Source organism: Streptomyces sp. NPDC046859 (assembly GCF_040645135.1).
Classification (GTDB): Bacteria; Actinomycetota; Actinomycetes; order Streptomycetales; family Streptomycetaceae; genus Streptomyces.
In genome coordinates this window covers 58,382-74,880 of record NZ_JBEYXR010000026.1, presented here as the reverse complement: position 1 = coordinate 74,880, position 16,499 = coordinate 58,382, and the positions used below count along the sequence as shown (strand labels likewise).

The window sequence follows — 16,499 nt, the reverse complement described above, 5'->3', positions numbered from 1 at the left end:
GGTCACAGCGCCTCGAAGGAGTCGGTCGCCGGGTCGTGGACCCGCACGCTTCCGCGGTGCACCTCGTAGTACCAGGCGTGCACGCTGAGCCGGCCCGCCTCCAGCCTTCTCCCGATGCAGGGGTACGAGCGCAGCCTCAGCACCTGCGCCAGCACATGGGCCTGGACGCCCTCGGCGACCTCCGGGTCCTCGGGGGTGCCGGCCGGGGGCGGCGCCGCGTGCGCCAGCCAGTCGCGGACGGCGGGGACGGCGTCCAGGTCGTCGCCGCGCACCAGCGCGCCCACCGCTCCGCAGTGGGAGTGGCCGCAGACCACGATGTCGCGGACGCCGAGGACCTCCACGGCGTACTCGATGGTGGCGGCCTCGCCGGTGGGCTGCCCGGAGCCGTACGGGGGGACGATGTTGCCCGCGGTGCGCAGCTCGAAGAGCTCGCCGGGCCGGGCACCCGTGATCAGGGCCGGTACGACCCGGGAGTCGGAGCAGGTGATGAACAGGACCTGGGGCGACTGTCCTGCGGCCAGCGCGGCGAACTCCTCAGGGCGCTGTCCGAACAGACGGGCGTTGTCGATCAGGGGCTGCATGTGTGGTGACTCCTCCTGGCGCGCCTCGGCCGGCGCGTCGGGGTGTGCGTGACAGAGGTGGGGGGACCGCCTTCCGCACCGCCCGGGGGAGGTCGCCCCCGGGGTGAGTCCTGGCCTTCGCCTCACGCCCCGTGTGCGCGGGCGCGAAGAAGACGCCGGGTGCGAAGAAGGGGGGCGTGGACCGGACGGCGGCGGGGAGCGAAAGCCTGGTCCGGGTCGTCTCACCTCGGAACATGCGCCCCCTTCCAGCCGGTCCACACCTCATGTGTTGACCAACGGTTGGTCAACCGTTGGTCAAGAAAGAAGGTAACCCTGCGAGGTTGTTTGCAAGCTCAACCTGGCGCCCTGCACCGCGAAGCGCCTCGAAGGAGAGGGTGATATGGCCTGAACTCCCGCTGTGCGCCGGAGGGTTGCGCCGAGGCGGCCGTCAGCCGGCCACGAGCCCCCGCGCGTCGCGGGCCAGCGCCGTCAGCCGGGAGATGGCCCGGAAGTACTTCTTGCGGTAACCGCCGTTCAGCATCTCCTCGCTGAACAGCCGGTCGAAGGGCAGCCCCGACGCCAGGACCGGGACCTCACGGTCGTAGAGGCGGTCGGCGAGCACCACCAGCCGCAGGGCGGTGGACTGGTCCGGGACCGGCTGCACCCCGGTGAGGCAGACCGCCTTGAGGCCGTCCGTCAGCGCGCCGTAGCGGCTCGGGTGGACCCGTGCCAAGTGGTCCAGCAGCGTGGGGAAGTCGTCGAGCGAGGCGCCCTCGGTGGCGTACGCCGCCCGCGTCACCTGGTCGTCGGAGTACGGGTCCGGAGCCTGCGGCAGACCGCGGTGGCGGTAGTCCTCGCCGTCGATGCGCAGCGTGCGGAAGCGGGCGGACAGGCCCTGGATCTCGCGCAGGAAGTCGGCCGCCGCGAAGCGGCCCTCGCCGAGCTTGCCGGGCAGGGTGTTGGAGGTGGCGGCCAGGGCGACCCCCGCGTCGACCAGCTTGCCGAGCAGGGTGGAGACGAGGACGGTGTCGCCCGGGTCGTCCAGCTCGAACTCGTCGATGCACAGCAGGCGGTGACCGGAGAGGGACTGCACGGTCTGCTGGAAGCCGAGGGCGCCGACCAGGTTCGTCAGCTCCACGAAGGTGCCGAACGCCTTCAGGGACGGCTCGGCCGGGGTGGCGTGCCACAGGGAGGCGAGCAGATGGGTCTTGCCGACGCCGTAGCCGCCGTCGAGGTAGACGCCGCGCGGTCCCGCCGGGGCCTTGGGCGCCTTCGCCCGGCCGAAGCCGAGCAGACCGCGCCGGGTCTTGCCGCCGCCGCTCGCGTGGGCTCCGCCGAGTCCGCCGGCGAAGGACTCCAGGACCTGGACCGCCTCGGTCTGGCTGGGCTGGTTCGGGTCCGGGAGGTAGGTGCTGAAGCGGACCGAGTCGAAGCGCGGCGGCGGGACCATCTCGGCGACCAGCCGGTCCGCCGGTACGTGCGGCTCGCGGGCGCACAGGGAGAGCGGGCCCGCTTCGGCTATCGGGCTCGGCTGGGACGCGGCGGAGGAGGACGACACGGTTCACCATGGTAGGGCCTGCCCGGCGCGCCCCGGTGTCCGCCCGGACGGCGGCCACGGCGGTGACGTGCGCGTGTGCGCGTGTGCGCGGCCGGGGCGGGGCGGTGGCCGGGTGCCGTGCCAGACTCCTTGCCATGCGACGCCTGTTCCCTGTGACCGACGAGACGACGCCGAATGCCTCCGCGGGAAGCGGACCCGTGGCCGGCCGGGAGTGGAGCCTGGCCGAGCTCGCCGCCGCGTACGCCTACCCCGACGCGGGACCCGGCGGGAGCACCCCGTGGCTGCGGGGCAACATGGTGTCCACGCTCGACGGGGCCGCCCAGCACGAGGGGCGGTCGCAGCCCATCTCCTGCGCGGCCGACATGCGGGTCTTCGGCACGCTGCGGGCGCTGGCGGACGTCGTGGTCGTCGGTGCGGAAACGGTCCGCCAGGAGGGGTACCGCCCGGCTCGCGCGCGAGCCGAATTCGCCGAGGCGCGGGCCGCGGCCGGGCAGGGGCCCGCCCCGGCCATCGCGGTGATCAGCGCGAGCCTCGACCTGGACTTCGGCCTGCCGCTGTTCACCTCGCCCCTCGTGCCGACCCTGGTGCTGACCGGCGCCGCGGCGCCCGCGGACCGGGTCGCGGAGGCGGAACGGGCGGGCGCCCGGGTGGTGGTCGCCGGTGACGGCGCCGGCGTCGACCCCGCCCGCGCCGTGGGTGCGCTCGCCGGTCTCGGCCACACCCGGCTGCTGACCGAGGGCGGCCCGCGGCTGCTCGGGCAGCTGGTGGCGGCCGGGGTGCTCGACGAGTTGTGTCTGACGATCTCGCCGATGCTCACCGCCGGGGACGCCCAGCGCATCGCCGGAGGACCCGCGGTGGCCGTGCCGCGGCGGTTCGAGCTGGTCTCCCTGCTGGAGGAGGACGGCTTTCTGTTCAGCCGGTACCGGCGGCCGCGAGGGTAGGGGGACGGCAGAGGGGTTCTCCGGGCCACGGCCGGGAAACGGCAGAGGGGTTCTCCGAGCCAGGGCCGGGAAACGGCAGAGGGGTTCTCCGAGCCAGGGCCGGGAAACGGCGGAATAGATCGTTCCGCTTGGCCTCGGCCGGGCAGACTACATTTCGCAGTCCCCGTGCCAGCACGGGGCAGGATGGTTTCCGCAGAAGGGGCGCCGGTGTTCACAAGCGTTTTGATGATCGAGAAGGCCTTGACGTCCGCCGATGTGGAGTTCGTCACCACCTTGCACGGCGAGGAGGAGGTCTCCTTCCACGTGCTGCTCCAGCCGCGCGGCGAGCAGGCCGACCGGCTGCTGCGCGCCATCGACGACATCGCGCTCGGCGAGCTGGACGAGGCGGTGCGCGAGGGCGAGACCCCCGAGGGCGAGGAGGCGCTGAGCACGGGCGAACGCGCCCTGGAGGTGTCGCTCACCGCCCTGCGCACCGCAGGGGCACAGGCGGAGGGCCGGCTGCTGGAGGACCATCCGCTGGACGCGCTGAAGGACGTCGTGCGCGAGGTCGGGGCGGACGAGGTCATCGTGCTGACCGACCCGCACTACGTCGAGGAGTTCTTCCACCGGGACTGGGCCTCGCGGGCCCGGCACAAGGTGGGCGTGCCGGTGCTGAAGCTGTTCTCGCACAGCAAGGCGTAGCGGACGCCGCGAGCGCCCCCGGGCGGTGGGCCCGCCGCCTGCTAATAGGCTGGGGCCTCACCGTCGTATCGCACTCCTGGGAGACACGCATGGCACCCGGCCTTCCCCCCGCCATGGACCGACCGCACTTCATCGGCATCGGCGGGGCCGGCATGTCGGGCATCGCGAAGATCCTCGCGCAGCGCGGGGCCGCGGTGGCCGGCAGCGACGCCAAGGAGTCCGCGACCGCCGAGGCGCTGCGGGCACTCGGCGTCACCGTGCACATCGGGCACGCCGCCGAGCACCTCGCCGACGACGCGAGCTGCGTCGTGGTGTCGTCGGCGATCCGGCAGGACAACCCCGAGCTGGCCCGCGCCGCCGACCGGGGCATCCCCGTGGTGCACCGCTCCGACGCGCTCGCCGCGCTGATGGACGGCCTGCGCCCGATCGCCGTCGCCGGCACCCACGGCAAGACGACCACCACCTCCATGCTGGCCGTCTCCCTCACCGAGCTGGGCCTGCGCCCGTCGTACGCCATCGGCGGCGACCTGGACGCCCCCGGCTCCAACGCGCTGCACGGCGACGGCGACATCTTCGTCGCCGAGGCGGACGAATCGGACCGCAGCTTCCACAAGTACGCCCCCGACGTCGCGATCGTCCTCAACGTCGAACTCGACCACCACGCGAACTACGCGTCGCTGGAGGAGATCTACGACTCCTTCGTCACGTTCGCCGACCGCGTCACCGAGGGCGGCACCCTGGTGATCTCCGCCGACCAGGACGGCGCGCGCGAGCTCACCCGCCGCGTCGCCGGGCGCGGGCCGCGCGTCGTGACGTACGGCGAGGCGCCGGACGCCGACGTGCGGGTCCTGTCCGTGGTGCCGCAGGGCCTCAAGAGCGAGGTCACCGTCCTCCTCGACGGGCAGGAGCTCACCTTCACGGTCTCCGTCCCGGGCCGCCACTACGCCCTGAACGCCGTCGCCGCCCTCGCGGCGGGCGCGGCGCTGGGCGTCCCGGCCGCCGAGCTGGCCCCCGCGATCGCCGCGTACACCGGCGTGAAGCGGCGGCTCCAGCTCAAGGGCGAGGCCGCCGGCGCCCAGGTCATCGACTCCTACGCCCACCACCCGACCGAGATGACGGCCGACCTCCAGGCCATGCGGGCCGCCGCCGGCGATGCCCGCATCCTGGTCGTCTACCAGCCCCACCTCTTCTCCCGCACCCAGGAGCTCGGCAAGGAGATGGGCGAGGCCCTGGCCCTGGCCGACGCCTCGCTGGTCCTGGACATCTACCCGGCCCGCGAGGACCCGATCCCCGGCATCACCAGCGAGCTGGTCGTCGAGGCCGCCCGCGCGGCCGGCGCCGACGTGACCCCCGTGCACGACAAGAGCGAGGTTCCCTCGCTGGTCGCGGGAATGACGAAGCCCGGTGATCTCGTTCTCACCATGGGCGCGGGCGATGTCACCGACCTCGGCCCGCTCATCCTGGACCGCCTGTCGAAGTGAGGGGCACACACCCATGTCGTACGACGTAGAGAAGCCGGACGAGCAGTGGCGCGCGGAACTGAGCTCGGCCGAGTACGCCGTGCTGCGCCAGGCCGGTACGGAGCCCGCCTTCACCGGTGAGTACACCGACACCAAGACCGAGGGCGTCTACTCCTGCCGCGCCTGCGGGGCCGAGCTGTTCACCTCCACCACCAAGTTCGAGTCGCACTGCGGCTGGCCGTCCTTCTACGACCCGAAGGACACCGACGCGGTGGAGCTGATCGAGGACCGCTCGCACGGGATGGTGCGCACCGAGGTGCGCTGCGCCCGGTGCGGGTCCCACCTGGGGCACGTCTTCGAGGGCGAGGGGTATCAGACCCCGACCGACCAGCGGTACTGCATCAACAGCATCTCGCTGCGGCTGACGCCGGCCGAGGGCTGACGGCGGGGCGCGCGCGCCGGGGGGCCGGCCCCCGGCCGCGCGTGCGCCCGGGCGGTGCACCTTCCTAGACTCGTAGCAGGCCCCTTTGCCGGGGGTGCGCCCGGTACGGAAGGCGGTGGTACCGCATGCCGTATGTCGCGGTGAGCGCGCTCAGCCACCCTGGGCTGCTGCGCGAGCGCAACGAGGACAGCCTGGCCGTCGGGCCGTGGACGCTGTGCGCCACGGTGACCGAGAGCCCGCAGACCCTGGTCTTCCCGCTCGGCACCCCGGTCGTCGTGGCCGTCGCCGACGGGCTCGGCGGGCATCCCGGCGGTGACCTGGCCAGCTCGCTGGTCGTGCGCCGGATCGCGACGCTCGGACCCGCCCTCGGCAGCGAGGACGCCGTCCGCGACGCCCTGAACGCCTGCAACCGCGCCGTCTACCAGGCCGCCGGCGGCGACGAGCCGACCGAGCTGACCGCGATGGGGACCACGGTCGCCGGCGTGGTGGTGCGCGAGGACTCGGTGCTCGTGTTCAACGTGGGCGACAGCCAGGTCCTCGCGGCCGACGGCGACGGCCTGCGGCAGGTCAGCGTCGACGACAACCCGCCGCACCCGCCCGGCCGTACGACGTCCGTGGTCACCCAGTGCCTCGGGGGCTCACCCACCTTCCGCGAGGTCCACCCGCACATCAGCACCGAACTCCTCGCGGCCGGCACGCGCTACGTCGTGTGCTCGGACGGCCTGACGGACCCGGTGCCCTCCGACACGGTGGCCGCGATCCTGCGCGAGCATGACGACGGCCGGGCCGTCTTCGAGCTGTGGCGGGCCGCGATCGAGGCGGGCGGGCCGGACAACATCACGGTGGCGGTCCTGCGCTTCGGCGAGGAGTAGCGCGGCACACCCCATGTCCCCCGTCCGCGTCGGAACGGGGCGGCGGCCCGGCCGGTGCGCCCGCGTACGTCGTCGGCGTGGACGCCGGGGGCACCCGCACCCTGGCCGCCCTGGCGCCTCCGGCCGCGCGCCCCTCGGCGAGGGCGACGGCGGGCCGGGGAACGCGCTCACCGTGCCCGAGGCCGGACTCACCGGCCGTCTCACCGCCGCGCCGGCCGGGGCCGTTCCACCGGAGCCGCGCGGCCGGGTGGCGGCGTCGCGGGCGGCTTCGCCGGTGCCTCCCGGCCGGCGCCCGGCGAACCCGGGCAGCCGCGCGCACGCCGCCCTCACCGCCGTGCCGCACCAGCCGGGGATCACGGCCGCTGCCGTCGAGATCACAGCGACGGCGGGGTCGCGTTCGCCTCCGCGCCGGGCGGCCCCGCCGACGGGATCGCCCGTCATCGCCGGTACGGGTGCCGTCGCCGTGCGCGTCACCGGGCGGGCCGGCGGCGCCACCGCGGGCGGCGACGGACGGCTGCCCGGCGACGACGGCGCCGGTTCTGGCTCGGGGGCGAGGCGGGGCGGGCCGACGGCCCTGGCCGGGGCGGGCGGACGCGCCCCCGGGATGCCCCCTGACGTGCTGCCGCCCGGGCGTCCGCCCTGCTCCTCGCCGCCGGGGAGCATCCGCCGGTCCATGGCTCGGCCGATGTGCCGGGCTGCTACGAGGGCGATCCGGAGCCGGAGAAGCGGTACGCCGGACCCGTCCGCCGCAGCGCGGGCCGACCGACCCGAGGGCCGCGCGCGAGGGCCGCTCGGGTGAGTGCGGCGGGCCGTGAATGGGCGCACACTGGAGGGGTGCTGTCGGTGCTCAAGGGGGTGTCGGCATGGCGGCGTCCGAGTGCACGAAGGTCCGGCTGTGGCGGTGGCGGCCCAATCCGCTGAAGCGGCGCAGCGACGTCATCGAGGCGTGGGTGGTCCTGGGCGTATGGCTGCTCGCTGTGCTGGGCGGTGTCTTCGCCGGCCTCGCGGCGGCGGACGCTGTCGTCCGCTCCGCCGGACGCGTCCGCGCCGAGACCCGTCAGGTGACCGCCGTCCTGGTGCGGGACGCCGAGGACCCGGCGGCCGGCCGCGTGACCAGTGACCACCTGGTGTGGGCCAAGGTCCGCTGGACCGAGCCGGACGGCACGATCCGCACCGACGAGGCGCGGGTCCCGCCGAAGGCGAAGGCCGGCGGCCAGGTCCAGGTGTGGACGGACCGGCACGGCATCGTCGTCAACGAACCGCTGTCCGGGGCCGAGACGACGCTGCACGCCGTCTCCGGCGGCCTGCTCGCGGGCGCGGGCGCGGCCGGTCTCGTGCTGGGCGCCGGCTGGGTGGTGCGCCTGGTGATGGAGCGGCGGCGGCTGGAGCAGTGGGCCGCGGAGTGGGAGCGGGTGGACACCCCGTGGGGCTGGAAGACCGGCTGAGCCGTGGTGCCCCCGGCCGGCGGGGGCACCCGGTCACTTCACGTCCGCGCTGGGCAGCGCCGTGGGAGACCTGGTGTCCAGGTTCTCCAGGCCCTTGGGGATGCTGAGCGTCAGGATCGGCGCGCCCGGCTGCGGCGGGGGCGGCGTCAGCTGGTCCGCGGGCAGCTTCGGGGGCGTGGTCTGCTGGAAGTTGTTCTGGTCGAAGTTGACCAGCCCCGTCTTCTCCAGAATCGTGATGTGGTCGAGAACGGTGTCGTTCGCGAGGTCGGCCAGCTGACGCACCATGGTGTTCTGCGTGTTCGCCCGGATCTTCGCGATCACCGGGAAGATCTGGCCGTGCGTCACCCGCATGATCGCCACGCCGGTCGAGTCGAACTCCTTGCCGGTCTTGGAGTCCACCGTCGCGACGAACTGCTGCTGCTGCGGGCTCGCCTGGTTCGGCAGCGTGATGTTGAGCTGCGCGGCGGCCTTGCGGCAGGCGAGGTCGAGACGGGCGTGACCGACCACCAGGTGCTGGCCGGCCTCCTTCATGGCCGGGGTCGTGCCCCGCTGCATCGCCATCATGCCCAGCGGGTGCTCCCAGAGCCCCGCCGCGCGCACCTTGACCACGAAGTCACGGTCCGCCTCGGTCAGCGGCCCCCACTGCGTGTTGGCGATGACGCGGTCCTGGCTGGCGGATGTGGTCTGCACACCCAGCATGGCGGGGTAGGCGAGGGCGGAGAGGGTCAGGATCAGGGCGCCTCCCACAAAGACGGTGCCAACCATGCGGCGCGAGACGGGCATCGTGCCTCCAGATGTGAACGGCTCGTACTCCCAGAGGTACGGACGGGACGGCGAGAACAATCACCGCTACGGGAAAAAACTTGCGATCCGCTGATGCGGCGTGCGTCACACAGCCCCCAGCCCGCGCTGCCGCGGCGTCTCACCAGCCCGTCAGCAGCAGATGGTTGACGAGCAGGGCCACCAGCGCCTGGGCCGCCAGCCAGCCCCGGGCCCCGGTCAGGAACGCCGTCGCGGGCAGCAGCCACAGGGCGAACGGCAGCCAGATCCGCTCCGTCTCCGCCTTGCTCATCCCGGACAGGTCGGCGACGAGCAGCGCGGCCAGCGCGGCCAGGACGAGCACCCCGAGACGGCCGTCGGGGTCGGTGCGCGCCCGGCGCAGCGGCACGGCCCCGGCCCGCCGCAGGCCCGCCACGACCGCCACCCCCACCACCGCCACCAGGCAGGCCAGGTTGGCCCACACCCAGTACAGCTGCGGCCGGTCGCCGCCGACGCCCTGGTGGTAGCGGGTGACCAGGAGGCCGTACGCCTCCCACCAGGAGAAGCCGAAGGCCGTGAACACCAGCGGCACCACGGCGCACCCCGCCAGGACGAAGGGCAGCGCCCGGACGCGCGCCGACCCCAGCCACAGCACGGCCGCGCCGATCACCACGAGCAGCGTCAGCCCGTACGACAGATATACGGCGAGGCCGGCCGACAGCCCGGCGGCCAGGCCGGCCGAGCGGGGCCGGTGCCCCGTCACCGCCAGCGCGAGGAACGCCGGCGCCCACGCCGCGACCGCCGCGAAGTACGCGTCGGCCGAGGTGCCCAGCCACACCGCGCCCGGCACCAGGACGAGGAACGGCGCGGCGCGCCGGGCGTGCCGCTCGGAGGCCAGCGCGCGGACGGCGACGAGGACGGCGACCGCCGCCGTGGTGCCGACGGTGATGCACCACGCCCCCGCCCAGGCCCCGCCGCCCAGACCGGCCCGGTCCAGGTACACGAAGGTGAGCGTGGCCGCCGGCGGGTGCCCGGCGACATGCGCGGGCCAGTGGTCCGGCGTGCCGAGCAGGATGTGCCCGGTGAAGTCCCGCAGGGTCGCCGGGATGTCCTGGAAACGGCCGACGGCCCGCAGGTACTCGTGCCGTGTCGTCAGCCGGCCGGCGACACCCCGCTGCCAGCCGTCGGCCAGCGCCAGCGACCAGGTCCAGGCCAGGCCGGCCCCCCACACGGCCGCGAGCAGCCGGCGCCAGGGCAGCCGGGCGGCCAGGGCGGGTCCGTACGCCACCACCGCGACCGCGACGAGGAGCGCGGCCGGGGTGCCCGGACCGGCGTGCGGATGCCAGGTCGCGAGCAGCGGCGGCCAGTTGACGTGGAGGGTGCCGTCGCGGCGCTCGACGAAGGTCCCGACCACCGCCGCCACCGCGAACAGCAGCACGGCGGCGCCGGCCGCGTACAGGTCGCGGCGCAGCGCGCGGCGGTCGCCGGGGCTCGCGGCCGGGCGGCTCTCGGGCGTCTCGGGGGGGAGATCACGGGTCACGTCAGCACGCTAGGACGCCCAGGGGTCCGCCCCCCGTGTGACAAGCGGGGACGTCAGCGAACCGTCATGGTTCGCCTCGGGCTCCGACGGGCCGCCGCGGCCTACGGTCGGCACATGGCACGGTCCCCGTTCGCTTCCTCGTTCTGGCGCAGTCCGCTGCGCGGACCCTGGCTGACGTCGGTGCTCGGCGTCGTCCTGCTCGGCGGGATCACGGTCCTGTTCGTGACCGGGCTGCTGTCGTACGCCGCCTACAACCCCGACCTGTCGCCGGTGAACGACAAGACCCCCGGCAAGGGCGTCCTCGGCTTCTACCTCTTCCCGTGGCCGACCGGCCCGCGCTGGCTGTACCGGCTCAACCAGGGCGTCCACGTCACCCTCGGCGTCACCCTGATCCCCGTGCTGCTGGCCAAGCTGTGGTCGGTCGTCCCCCTGCTGTTCCGGCTGCCGCCCGCCCGGTCCCTCACGCACGCGCTGGAACGCCTCTCGTTGCTGTTCCTGGTCGGCGGGGCCCTGTTCGAGTTCGTGACGGGCGTGCTGAACATCCAGCTGGACTACGTCTTCCCGGGGTCCTTCTACCCGCTGCACTTCTACGGGGCGTGGGTCTTCTTCGCCGCGTTCGCCGTCCATGTGCTGCTCAGGGCGCCCGCGGCCCGGCGTGGTCTGCGAGGGCTGCGGGAGGAGTCCGGCGGCCCGGCGGCGCCCGCGCCCGCCGAGCCGACCGTCTCGCGGCGCGGCGCCCTCGCGTTCGTCGGGGGCGGCTCCCTTCTGCTGTTCGCCACCACGGTGGGGCAGAACTTCGACGGGGTGCCGCGCAGGACCGCCCTGCTCGCCCCGCACGGCGGCGCCGAACCGGGCAGCGGCCCGGGCGCCTTCCAGATCAACAAGACGGCCCGGTACGCCGGGATCGGCGCGGCCGACACGTCGGAGGAGGCGTGGCGGCTCGTGGTGACGGGCCGCACCGGCCGCACCGTCCGCCTCTCCCGCGCCGACCTGCTCGCCCTGCCGCAGCACGAGGCGGCCCTGCCCATCGCCTGCGTGGAGGGCTGGTCCACCTCCGACCAGCGCTGGCGCGGGGTGCGGCTGCGCGACCTCGCGGCGCTCGCCGGCGACGAGGGGGACCCGCCCGACGTCCTGGTGGAGTCCCTCCAGCGGCACGGCGCCTTCCGGCGGGCGGCCCTGCGCGCCGACCAGGTCGCCGACCCGCGCAGCCTGCTCGCCCTCGCCGTCAACGGCGGCGAACTCACCCCCGACCACGGGTATCCGGCCCGGGTCATCGTGCCCGCCGCGCCCGGTGTGCTGAACACCAAGTGGGTGGCGCGGCTGACCTTCGAGGACCTGTGATGCGCCGGCTGCGCCCGCCCCTCGGCAGCCCCCTGCGGCTGCTCCTGCTCGCCTGCTCCTTCGCGCTCACGGCGTACGCGGGGGTGCGGCTCCTCGCCGAGGACCCGTTCGCGGTGGCGCTGTGGTTCGTGGGCGCGGCCGTCCTCCACGACATCGTCCTCGTGCCGTTGTACGGGGCGGCGGACCGCGCGCTGCTGCGGGGCATGGAACGCTCCGGCCACCGCGCCCGCACGATGTACGTCCGGGTGCCCGCCGCGCTGTCGCTGCTGCTCCTGCTCGTGTGGTTCCCGCTGATCACCGGCCGCGTCGCGGACCGCTACGCCCGTGCCACCGGCCTGTCCCCGGACGGCTTCCTCGCCCACTGGCTCCTGATCACGGCCGCGCTGTGCGGGGGTTCCGCGGCGGTGTACGCACTGCGCCACCGCCGGCCGCGCTTGGGAAGGCGGCCCGGGGCCTGAAAGCTGTCGGCCACCTGTCGGCCATCTGTAGAAATGGCCCTCACCGCACCCGCCCCTCGGCGTACCGCGTCAAGTGCCGCACTATGAACGGGTGGAGAACGTACGCCTGCTCGTCGTGGACGACGATCCGCCCATCGCCGACCTCGTCGCGACCGTCGCCCGCTACGAGGGCTGGGAGGCGGTCACCGCGAACTCCGGCGCGGAGGCGCTGCGCAAGGCCGCCGCGTTCCACCCGGACATCGTGGTGCTCGACCTGATGCTGCCCGACGTCGACGGCTTCGGGGTACTGGACCGGCTGCGCGCCACGGGGCGGATGGTGCCCGTGGTGTTCCTGACCGCCCGCGACGGTGTCGCCGACCGGGTCGCCGGACTCACCCGCGGCGGCGACGACTACCTGGTCAAACCCTTCGCCGTGGAGGAGCTGATGGCCCGGTTGCGCACCGTGCTGCGGCGCAGCGCGGGGCCCGGCTTCCAGCGCTCCGTGCTGAGGGTCGCCGATCTGACGATGGACGAGGACACCCGCGAGGTCCGGCGCGGCGACCGGCCGCTCACCCTCACCCCGACCGAGTACGAGGTGCTGCGCTATCTGATGCGCGGGTCGCCGGCCGTGCTCACCAAGGCCCAGATCCTCGACCACGTCTGGGAGTACGGCTTCGGCGGCCGCTCCAACGTCGTCGAACTCGTCGTCAGCAGGCTGCGCCGCAAGCTGGACGACACCGGCGCCCCGCTGATCCACACCGTGCGCGGCTTCGGCTACGTGGTCCGGGAGGCGTCGGGGTGATCGGGCGGCTGCGCCGGGCATACCGCGCGATGCGCCTCGGGACCCGGCTGGCGCTCGGCCTGGCCGTGCTGGCGCTGACGGTGTTCGCGGTGGTCGGCACCGCGCTGACCACGTATATGCGCGACTACCTGGCCGCGCAGCTCGACACGCAGCTGGCGCAGGGGCAGATCGCCCAGTCCAGGTCCCTCGCCGACCACGGCACGCTCAGCGGCAAGAAGTACTACAGCTGGTTCTACGCCGTGTACGACGTGACGGACGGCCACGCCGTGCTGCGCACCCCGGAGGACCCCGCCGATCTGCCCCCCGACGTCGACGACTTCACGGCGCTGGCCCGCACCCAGGCCGGCGCGCACCGGGAGGTGCTGCGCACCGCGCATCTGCGGGGCGACGGCGAGTACCGGCTGCGGGCCTGCGAGGTGGAGCCCGGCGTGATCCTGGTCAGCGCCGCGCCCCTGGACGGCATCGAGGACACCGTCGGCCGGCTGATCACCCTCCAGGCGGTCACCTTCGGGCTGGCGCTGGCCGCCCTGGTGGCCCTCGGCCGGGGCATGCTGCGGCGCGGCCTGAGACCGCTCAGCGACATGGCGCACACCGCGCGGGACATCGCCTCGCACGACCTGACCGACTCCGCGCGGCTGCCGGTGCGGCACGACCGGAGCGGCGGCGGGCCCGAGGTGGAGGAGCTGCGCACCGCGTTCAACACCATGCTGGCGCACATCGACGGCTCGCTGGCCGTGCGGGCGGAGGCGGAGCAGCGCCTGCGCCGGTTCGTGGCGGACGCCTCGCACGAACTGCGCACGCCCCTGATGTCGGTGCGCGGCTACGCCGACCTCTTCCAGTACGCCGCCGCCAACGCCCCCGGGGAACGCGAGCGGCATCTCGCGCGGCTGCGCGCCGAGGCCGCCCGCATGGGCGTCCTCCTCGACGACCTGCTGCTGCTCGCCCGGCTCGACGCCGCCGACGTGGAGACGCCTCTGCGCCCGGTGGAGGCCGACCTGGTGGACCTGGTGGGGCAGGCGGCGGACGCCTTCCGGACCACCCGCCCCGGCCACCCGCTGACGGTCGTCCCCGGCCCCGGCTCCGTGCCCCTGCGCCTGGACCCGCAGCGCGTCCGCCAGGTCCTGGACAACCTCCTCACCAACGCGGCCGTGCACACCCCGCCCGGCACCCCGGTGTCGGTCGCCGTGTCCGTCGCGGACGGCTCCGCCCGGGTCTCCGTCACCGACGCCGGGCCCGGCATACCGCCCGCCGACGCCGAACGCGTCTTCGACCGCTTCTACCGCGTCGACAAGGCCCGCAGCCGCGACCGCGGCGGCAGCGGACTCGGGCTCGCCGTCGCGCGGTCCCTGGTCGAGGCCCATGGCGGCCGCATCACCGTCTCCGGTGAACCGGGAGAGACCCGGTTCACCGTGACGCTCCCGCTGACCGCCCCGGCCCTTACGAACCCATGACATGGGGGCCGCGCGACGGCCCCGGGGAGCGGCGGCGCCCTAGCGTGAAGGCATGCGTGTACTGGTCACCGGCGGCGCCGGATTCATCGGGTCCCAGATCGTCCGGGCGCTCGCCGCGCGCCGGCACGAAACCGTGGTGTACGACGTCCGCACCGATCCCGCGGCGGACGTGCGCGACCCCGACGGCGTGCGGCGCGCCCTCGCCGGCGTCGACGCGGTGTGCCACCAGGCGGCCATGGTCGGCCTCGGCACCGGCTTCGCGGACGCCCCGGAGTACGTCTCCCGCAACGACCTCGGGACGGCCGTGCTGCTCACGGAGACGGCCGGGGCCGGTGTACGCCGGCTGGTGCTGGCCGGGTCGATGGTCGTGTACGGCGAGGGCCGCTACACCTGCGCCCGGCACGGCGTCGTCCGGCCCGGCCCGCGCACCGTCGCCGCCCTGGACGCGGGCCGCTTCGAACCGCCCTGCCCGGTCTGCGGTGCCGACCTGATCCCCGGGCTGGTGGGGGAGGACGCCCCGGCCGACCCGCGCAACGTGTACGCGACGACCAAGCTCGCCCAGGAACATCTGGCGGCCGCCTGGGCGCGCACCACCGGCGGCACCGCCGTGTCGCTGCGCTACCACAACGTCTACGGCCCGGGCATGCCCCGCGACACCCCCTACGCCGGGGTCGCGTCCCTCTTCCGCTCCTCCCTCGCGCGCGGGGAGGCCCCCCGCGTCTTCGAGGACGGGCGCCAGCGCAGGGACTTCGTCCACGTCCGCGACGTGGCCGCCGCGAACGTGGCCGCGCTGGAGGCGAGCGGCGGGGACCTTCCGCCGGGCGCGCTGACGGCGTACAACACCGGCAGCGGGGAGCCGCACACCGTGGGCGAGATGGCCCAGGCGCTCGCGACCGCCCTCGGCGGCCCCCAGCCGGTGGTGACGGGGGAGTACCGGCTCGGGGACGTCCGGCACATCACGGCCGACTCCGCGCGGCTGCGTGCCGAGCTGGGCTGGAAACCGCAGGTGTCCTTCGCCGAGGGGATACGGGAGTTCGCCGGGGCGGAGCCGCGCGACGGGTGACCGCCCCGCACCGGCCGGTGGTGCTGCCCGCGTTCAGGAAGCGGCGGCGGGCAGCACCACCTCGAAGCGGCAGCCTCCGGGGACATTGCGCACGGTCGCCCGGCCCTCGTGCGCCTCCACGATGCCCCGCACGATGGCGAGTCCGAGCCCGGCGCCCGCCGGGGGCGTCCGGGCGTGCGTACCGCGCCAGCCCGTGTCGAAGACGCGCGGCAGGTCCTCCTCCGGGATGCCGCCGCAGCCGTCGGTCACGGACAGCACCACACCGTCCGGGGAGCGTTCGGCGGCGACCGCGACCGTGCCGTCCGCAGGCGTCCGGCGGATGGCGTTGACCAGCAGATTGCCCAGCACCCGGCTCATCTCCCGGCCGTCCACCTGCACCGGCAGCGCCTCCACCCGGTCGCCGACGAGCCGTACGCCGTGTTCCCGGGCCAGCGCGTCCGCGCCCGCGAGGGCGTCGCCCACCAGGTCGTACAGGGACAACCGGGCGAACGACAGCTTGAGCGTGCCGGCGTGGATCCGGGACAGCTCGAACAGGTCGCCCACCATGCCGTCGAGGCGTTCGACCTCCATCCGGATCTGCTGCAGATAGCGATCCGGGTCGGCGGCGACCCCGTCCTCCAGGGCCTCCGCCATCGCCCGCAGACCGGCCAGCGGGGTGCGCAGGTCGTGGGAGATCCAGGCGACCAGTTCGCGCCGCGAGGACTCCAGCGCGCGCTCCCGCTCCCGGGACTCCGCGAGCCGGGCGCTGGTCGCCTCCAGTTCCCGGCTCAGCGCGGCGAGTTCCGCCGTGGCGGGCCCGTCCGGGGAGGTGAAGGCCCCGCCGTCGCCGAACGACCGGGCGGCGAGCGCCAGGGCGTGGCTGCGGGCGGCGACCCAGCGGCCCAGCAGCAGCGCGGTCGCCAGGGAGACCACCGCGGCCATCGCCACGACGGTCGTGACGACGCTCAGGTCGTGCCCCGAGAGAAACATCGCCTGCGCCACGGCGAGCGTGCCCGCCAGCATCGCGGTGACGCCGACGCCCGCGACGACGGCGAGGTGCGTGATCAGCGAGCGCCGCCGGATCAGCAGCAGTACACAGGCGCCCAGGACGCCCGCCGCCGCGGCGCCCAGGAACGCGAACAGGGCGATGAGCAGCGTGTCGCGCACG

Annotated in this window: 16 protein-coding genes; 11 read left to right on the top strand and 5 right to left on the bottom strand. The window is 74.6% G+C overall.

All coding sequences use genetic code 11. The annotated features are described in order from the left end of the window. Nucleotides 1-2 precede the first annotated feature (2 nt). Nucleotides 3-581: a carbonic anhydrase gene (locus tag ABZ899_RS29735; protein ID WP_361351803.1), complete on the bottom strand. Its 579-nt coding sequence runs from the start codon at nucleotides 579-581 to the stop codon at nucleotides 3-5. Nucleotides 582-1,008: 427 nt separating this feature from the next. Then, complete coding sequence (zapE, locus tag ABZ899_RS29730; protein WP_361351800.1) at nucleotides 1,009-2,118, bottom strand: cell division protein ZapE; 1,110 nt, start codon at nucleotides 2,116-2,118, stop codon at nucleotides 1,009-1,011. A gap of 134 nt (nucleotides 2,119-2,252) precedes the next feature. Here zapE and ABZ899_RS29725 point away from each other — a divergent pair, with 134 nt between their 5' ends. The 6 genes from ABZ899_RS29725 to ABZ899_RS29700 all read left to right on the top strand — a co-directional run bounded on the left by ABZ899_RS29725 (nucleotide 2,253) and on the right by ABZ899_RS29700 (nucleotide 7,959). After that, nucleotides 2,253-3,059, top strand: coding sequence for a pyrimidine reductase family protein (locus ABZ899_RS29725; RefSeq protein ID WP_361351797.1), 807 nt, complete (start codon nucleotides 2,253-2,255; stop codon nucleotides 3,057-3,059). Between the two features lie 225 nt (nucleotides 3,060-3,284). Then, the gene (locus ABZ899_RS29720) at nucleotides 3,285-3,740 is read left to right on the top strand and encodes an indole-3-glycerol phosphate synthase (RefSeq protein ID WP_361351794.1); all 456 of its coding nucleotides are present in this window, start codon (nucleotides 3,285-3,287) and stop codon (nucleotides 3,738-3,740) included. A gap of 89 nt (nucleotides 3,741-3,829) precedes the next feature. Further along, the gene (gene murC / locus ABZ899_RS29715; RefSeq protein WP_361351791.1) at nucleotides 3,830-5,221 is read left to right on the top strand and encodes a UDP-N-acetylmuramate--L-alanine ligase; all 1,392 of its coding nucleotides are present in this window, start codon (nucleotides 3,830-3,832) and stop codon (nucleotides 5,219-5,221) included. A 13-nt stretch (nucleotides 5,222-5,234) separates the two neighbouring features. Beyond that, on the top strand, nucleotides 5,235-5,642 hold the full coding sequence (msrB, locus tag ABZ899_RS29710; RefSeq protein WP_361351788.1) for a peptide-methionine (R)-S-oxide reductase MsrB: 408 nt from the start codon (nucleotides 5,235-5,237) through the stop codon (nucleotides 5,640-5,642). Nucleotides 5,643-5,767: 125 nt separating this feature from the next. After that, a complete protein-coding gene (locus ABZ899_RS29705) occupies nucleotides 5,768-6,514 on the top strand; it encodes a PP2C family serine/threonine-protein phosphatase (RefSeq protein WP_361351785.1) in 747 nt (248 codons plus the stop codon). Nucleotides 6,515-7,377: 863 nt separating this feature from the next. Next, nucleotides 7,378-7,959, top strand: a complete 582-nt coding sequence (locus tag ABZ899_RS29700) for a hypothetical protein (RefSeq protein ID WP_361351782.1) — start codon at nucleotides 7,378-7,380, stop codon at nucleotides 7,957-7,959. A gap of 33 nt (nucleotides 7,960-7,992) precedes the next feature. Here the strand turns inward: ABZ899_RS29700 and ABZ899_RS29695 are convergent, their stop codons facing one another. Together ABZ899_RS29695 and ABZ899_RS29690 are read right to left on the bottom strand one after the other, a co-directional pair. Further along, nucleotides 7,993-8,742 carry a DUF4142 domain-containing protein gene (locus ABZ899_RS29695; RefSeq protein ID WP_361351779.1) on the bottom strand — a complete coding sequence of 250 codons (750 nt, stop codon included), beginning with the start codon at nucleotides 8,740-8,742 and terminating at the stop codon, nucleotides 7,993-7,995. A gap of 139 nt (nucleotides 8,743-8,881) precedes the next feature. Next, nucleotides 8,882-10,189, bottom strand: a complete 1,308-nt coding sequence (locus ABZ899_RS29690; RefSeq protein WP_361351878.1) for a hypothetical protein — start codon at nucleotides 10,187-10,189, stop codon at nucleotides 8,882-8,884. A 183-nt stretch (nucleotides 10,190-10,372) separates the two neighbouring features. Between ABZ899_RS29690 and ABZ899_RS29685 the strand changes: the two genes are divergently transcribed. The 5 genes from ABZ899_RS29685 (at nucleotide 10,373) to ABZ899_RS29665 (ending at nucleotide 15,352) form a co-directional block, all read left to right on the top strand. After that, the gene (locus tag ABZ899_RS29685; RefSeq protein WP_361351776.1) at nucleotides 10,373-11,599 is read left to right on the top strand and encodes a molybdopterin-dependent oxidoreductase; all 1,227 of its coding nucleotides are present in this window, start codon (nucleotides 10,373-10,375) and stop codon (nucleotides 11,597-11,599) included. Next, complete coding sequence (locus tag ABZ899_RS29680; RefSeq protein ID WP_361351773.1) at nucleotides 11,599-12,057, top strand: hypothetical protein; 459 nt, start codon at nucleotides 11,599-11,601, stop codon at nucleotides 12,055-12,057. The genes ABZ899_RS29685 and ABZ899_RS29680 overlap by 1 nt, the downstream gene beginning before the upstream one ends. A 91-nt stretch (nucleotides 12,058-12,148) precedes the next feature. After that, nucleotides 12,149-12,838: a response regulator transcription factor gene (locus tag ABZ899_RS29675; protein WP_361351770.1), complete on the top strand. Its 690-nt coding sequence runs from the start codon at nucleotides 12,149-12,151 to the stop codon at nucleotides 12,836-12,838. Beyond that, nucleotides 12,835-14,289: a HAMP domain-containing sensor histidine kinase gene (locus ABZ899_RS29670; protein WP_361351767.1), complete on the top strand. Its 1,455-nt coding sequence runs from the start codon at nucleotides 12,835-12,837 to the stop codon at nucleotides 14,287-14,289. The genes ABZ899_RS29675 and ABZ899_RS29670 overlap by 4 nt, the downstream gene beginning before the upstream one ends. A gap of 52 nt (nucleotides 14,290-14,341) precedes the next feature. Continuing rightward, nucleotides 14,342-15,352 carry an NAD-dependent epimerase/dehydratase family protein gene (locus tag ABZ899_RS29665; RefSeq protein ID WP_361351764.1) on the top strand — a complete coding sequence of 337 codons (1,011 nt, stop codon included), beginning with the start codon at nucleotides 14,342-14,344 and terminating at the stop codon, nucleotides 15,350-15,352. Between the two features lie 33 nt (nucleotides 15,353-15,385). Here ABZ899_RS29665 and ABZ899_RS29660 read toward each other — a convergent pair whose 3' ends face one another. Then, nucleotides 15,386-16,498 carry a HAMP domain-containing sensor histidine kinase gene (locus tag ABZ899_RS29660; protein ID WP_361351761.1) on the bottom strand — a complete coding sequence of 371 codons (1,113 nt, stop codon included), beginning with the start codon at nucleotides 16,496-16,498 and terminating at the stop codon, nucleotides 15,386-15,388. Nucleotide 16,499 lies beyond the last annotated feature (1 nt).